2 protein-coding genes are annotated in these 1,000 nt (G+C 66.1%); one reads left to right on the top strand and one right to left on the bottom strand.

The window, feature by feature from the left end; translation table 11 throughout:
* On the bottom strand, positions 1–335 hold a 335-nt coding region (locus tag ACFQ6N_RS41190), incomplete at its 3' end, for a hypothetical protein (RefSeq protein WP_380659246.1).
* A gap of 137 nt (positions 336–472) precedes the next feature.
* Between ACFQ6N_RS41190 and ACFQ6N_RS41195 the strand changes: the two genes are divergently transcribed.
* A partial coding sequence (locus tag ACFQ6N_RS41195; RefSeq protein WP_380659247.1) for a hypothetical protein occupies positions 473–1,000 on the top strand: 528 nt, incomplete at its 3' end.

Below are 1,000 nucleotides of genomic sequence, written 5' to 3' on the forward strand. Positions count from 1 at the left end.
CTCACCGGCGCTCCAGCCTTGGCCTCGACGCTCGCAAGGAACCGGTCAAAATCGGTGAAATTGCTGTCGTTGGGCGATGCGTTGTGGTGCCAGCCGTTGATGAATACCACCACAGGCAGGTCGGCCGGCTCCTCCGCCAGCCAGTGCTGCAGGCGGTCGAACTGGCCCGGCCAATGGAACCGCCCTGCATCATCGATCTCGATCACCATGCGCTCGCTGCGCGCCGGTGCGTCGAGTCGCACGGCCTCGTGCTCGGGCCAGTAGGCGACATCGGGCACGCTGGTACAGGACGAAAGACCGCACACGATCAGGCACAGGCCGGCAATCCGCCGCATGAGCGTTCTCCTTGGTGGGGCACAGGCCCCTCCCCGGGGCCTGCGCGCTGCGATCCTAGCCTGCGGTCACGGGCACTGGACGACCGCCTGTCGGAAGGTCCAGACTGCCGCTGCGATGTATCGAACCGGGGGGAACGATGCTGCACCCAGCACTGCGGGCCGGCTGCCTGATTCTGGCCGCTGCCCTGGCCTGCGCGCCCTGCGCGGCCTTCGAACTGCAGATGGTGACCCGTGCCCAAGCCAAGGATCTGCGCACCAGGCTGGACCAGCTTGGCGTTCGCGGCGTCTCGTTGCAGATGATCCTGGATAGCGGCTACGAGCCCGTGCACGAGCGCATCATGCTGATGTCGTACGGCTGCCCCGGCCAACCATCCTGCGCGGCCCATTCCGAGCGCGGCCATATCAGCATGGGGCTGCAATGGAACGACAATCCCCCGGATGTGCCCTCCCTTGGCGCCTGCCAGGGGAAGGTAGTGATGATGCCGCACCGGAGCGGAAACTGCTGGCTGGCTCATATGCTGAAGGCCAAGCGCAATCCCGATGCCGGTTACGGCGAAGCGTCACTGATGGCGCAGCGCTCGCACTACGGCGACATGCAGTTCCTGCATGCCATGGCGAGCGAGCCCGGTGTAGCGGCGTCGACCACGCTGGAACACATGATGGCC

This window comes from Kitasatospora sp. NPDC056446, assembly GCF_042796115.1.
Classification (GTDB): Bacteria; Actinomycetota; Actinomycetes; order Streptomycetales; family Streptomycetaceae; genus Kitasatospora.